The organism is Hoylesella timonensis S9-PR14 (assembly GCF_000762405.1).
Classification (GTDB): domain Bacteria; phylum Bacteroidota; class Bacteroidia; order Bacteroidales; family Bacteroidaceae; genus Prevotella; species Prevotella timonensis_A.
Window position 1 is genome coordinate 1 of the sequence record NZ_JRPQ01000244.1, and the last position, 2,742, is coordinate 2,742.

Below are 2,742 nucleotides of genomic sequence, written 5' to 3' on the forward strand. Positions count from 1 at the left end.
GAAGAACAAGTTGCATCCAATGTAGCATCTCCTTCTGACTTTATCAACTTTTCTGTTGCAGAGAACANTNAAACTCATACGCGTACAGCGTTTGACTCNCAAAACTATGTCAAGAANTTGAAAAACTTTTATGTGTATGCGTTCCTTGACGACCCAGGAGAAGAAGANCCATATATGGATAATGTAGAAATAGTCAATCAAGGTAATGGCATATTCTCATATAAAGACNAGAATNAGAGAAAGAGATGGTTAGAAAATGAANCCCTGCATTTTGTTGCGGTCAACTCTCCCAATAATTTTGGAAGCAGACCGGAAATAGATGTATGGAGCAACNACGAGGTAAGCCTTGGTGTATATTCGGGNGGAAACGAGGATTATATGGCAGCTTTCGAATCAGATGAATATAAACAAGCAAATCATGGTACCGTAAAANTACAATTCCATCACCTCCTTTCACAAATCAAGTTTGGAATTTCCAATATGTCAAACAATCTTGAAATCANGGACATCAAGCAAATCGGCTTAAAGGGGGTGTATCATGAAGCAGAGTTTACAATGCTGGGAAATGGGGCGGTTCAAACACGCATGGCAAGGGATNATTTAGGACTTGGCGAATATTCATTTGATATAGACAACTTTGAAAAAGCAGATAAATCATATCTTAATGCCAGCAAAGACATTTTTTTAGTTCCGTTGAATCATCAACCGTGGAATCCNAAGTCAGGCNTTAGAATTGCAGACATTAATAAGGCTATTGATGAGAATGACGCACAAAACGTTTATTCCTATGTATGGNTNAAATGTAAAATTTATGACCACAGCACAGGTCAATATGTTGTTGGCGACTACAATAGTTATGGCATTACTTATTTTCCTTTCAAAGCTGATTTGAAAGCAGGAAAAAGATACAAATACACGATTACTCTAACGGATGACTTTATTGGTTATCCAGACCAAAAACCTAAATTACAAGAACCTAAACTGGGTTGGGTAATATCCGATGCAGGTAATATTTACCGCTATAGTGAGGATGCTGTTGAAGCTGGCGAACATCCCGTTGCCATGATTGCATATATAAACGAGAATGGTGATGGTCCAGCACCTTACAGTAAGCATGGACTTGCCATTTCATTGAGATGGTTGCGGAAAGAGGACACTTATTTATTATTTACCTACTCGGATTTGGAAAATATAAGTACATGGCTTTCACAAAATAAGCGTTTAGGTGAAGCACCTTCATGGACTCAATGGTATGTACCAGGGTTCAGAGAATTTGATTTGATATTTGATGCTTGTGGCGGTACTCAATATGATGGGCAGCCACATTACAAAAATCAGCAATGGGATTACGGTGATCTTGATAAATTGTTGGCATCGACCGAAACGTATCCAGGAGGGGGGGGGATTTCCGGAGAACAACACCTCGCTTATGATTATTTTTATACATGGGACTGGGGACACGATGTCGAGTATGATCGGTACTGGCTGAATCCATCTGAAAATTCAAATTCCTCGATGGTATGGGTTTATAATTCCAGAGTGAAGCAATACTGGCAATGGTCGAAACAATCGACGGCACGAGTAGGATGCATAGTACGTCCTGTTTTTAAATTCTGATGTCTAACAAGTAAAATGATAGGAAAAGAAAATATACATAAGATGAAAAAGAAATATATATCACCTAAAATTACTATTTTTGAAGTGGGTGAACCCATATTGGCAGCTACTTCTCCAGGTAAGGATCCAAAAATTAACATAGATGTTGATGACTGGAAAGATGAAGAAATCGGACCAAATAGTGCTAAGAACTTTGACTTTCCTATGGATGAATAGGAGTTAGGTAACCTAACTATAAATATAGGGGCATAGTATCAATAATCTATGTCCCTATATTTTTTTTCTACAAAATATTAACTATTTATCAACTACAACATTAAAATGGATATTGTCGTCATTTTCATTGTGAAGTCCGTCCCCTTCATGTCTTTTATCAGCAAAAGATTTGTCGCTGTAGAAAATTATCCATGCTTTTGGTTCTTTTAAGTTGATTTTATAAGTTACTTCACGTACCAATTTATCTTTGATAAAAGCTTTAATATTTACATTTATATCGCCGCTTTCCTCTTTTCTGTAGTTTGGCTTTGTAACAGTTTGACTAAAATCTTCATAGTACCCAAAGCAGGCAATATCTGCAAACGTATAGTATGTTCTACTAATCAATTTTTGTTTTTGATCCAATACAGTAGAAGGCAAATAGATTTTATTCAATGTAGGCAGTTCATTACCTTGCATTGCCCAATTTAATCCAGTATGAAAGTTTTCTTTGTTGTCAACAAACATACTATAACGAGATAGTTTATGTGCATCAATGGCATAAACATAACTTTTAGAACTAAACTTGGTTGTATCTCCTGTGTAAGTTACAATCAGTTTGGCAGTCACTGGCTTTGTTGTTTCTTTCGTGTCATTCCAGTCTTCTTTCTCGCAAGCTGTTAAGCAGAATACAGCTACACAAAGAATAAATAAGTGAAATAAATTTAGTCTTTTCATATGACAGTTTTTTTTGTGTGAAACAATTTTGTTTAATGTTTTATCAATTTTGTGTGTAAAGATATATATAACAATTTAAAAAATATTGTTTTTGTCAAGAAATTGCTTTTACTTGCCTAATTTGTCATAATTTTATCATTTATTCTGGGCATCCCGATTCTCAACCTTTAAGGATTTTTCGTTTCTTCGACC

3 protein-coding genes are annotated in these 2,742 nt (G+C 35.7%); 2 read left to right on the forward strand and 1 reads right to left on the reverse strand.

The annotated features are described in order from the left end of the window. Positions 1 to 117 precede the first annotated feature (117 nt). Both HMPREF9304_RS12240 and HMPREF9304_RS12245 read left to right on the forward strand, forming a co-directional pair. Positions 118 to 1,617 carry a fimbrillin family protein gene (locus HMPREF9304_RS12240; RefSeq protein ID WP_508604225.1) on the forward strand — a complete coding sequence of 500 codons (1,500 nt, stop codon included), beginning with the start codon at positions 118 to 120 and terminating at the stop codon, positions 1,615 to 1,617. 42 nt (positions 1,618 to 1,659) lie between these two features. Continuing rightward, complete coding sequence (locus tag HMPREF9304_RS12245) at positions 1,660 to 1,833, forward strand: hypothetical protein (protein ID WP_231564534.1); 174 nt, start codon at positions 1,660 to 1,662, stop codon at positions 1,831 to 1,833. Positions 1,834 to 1,914: 81 nt separating this feature from the next. On the opposite strand, the gene HMPREF9304_RS12250 is transcribed toward HMPREF9304_RS12245, so the two are convergent. Next, complete coding sequence (locus HMPREF9304_RS12250; protein ID WP_036929641.1) at positions 1,915 to 2,550, reverse strand: hypothetical protein; 636 nt, start codon at positions 2,548 to 2,550, stop codon at positions 1,915 to 1,917. Positions 2,551 to 2,742 lie beyond the last annotated feature (192 nt).

Coding starts and splice junctions, on each gene's coding strand:
- HMPREF9304_RS12245 (WP_231564534.1), top strand. CDS start 1,660: ATGAAAAAGAAATATATATCACCTAAAATTACTATTTTTGAAGTGGGT.
- HMPREF9304_RS12250 (WP_036929641.1), bottom strand. CDS start 2,550: ATGAAAAGACTAAATTTATTTCACTTATTTATTCTTTGTGTAGCTGTA.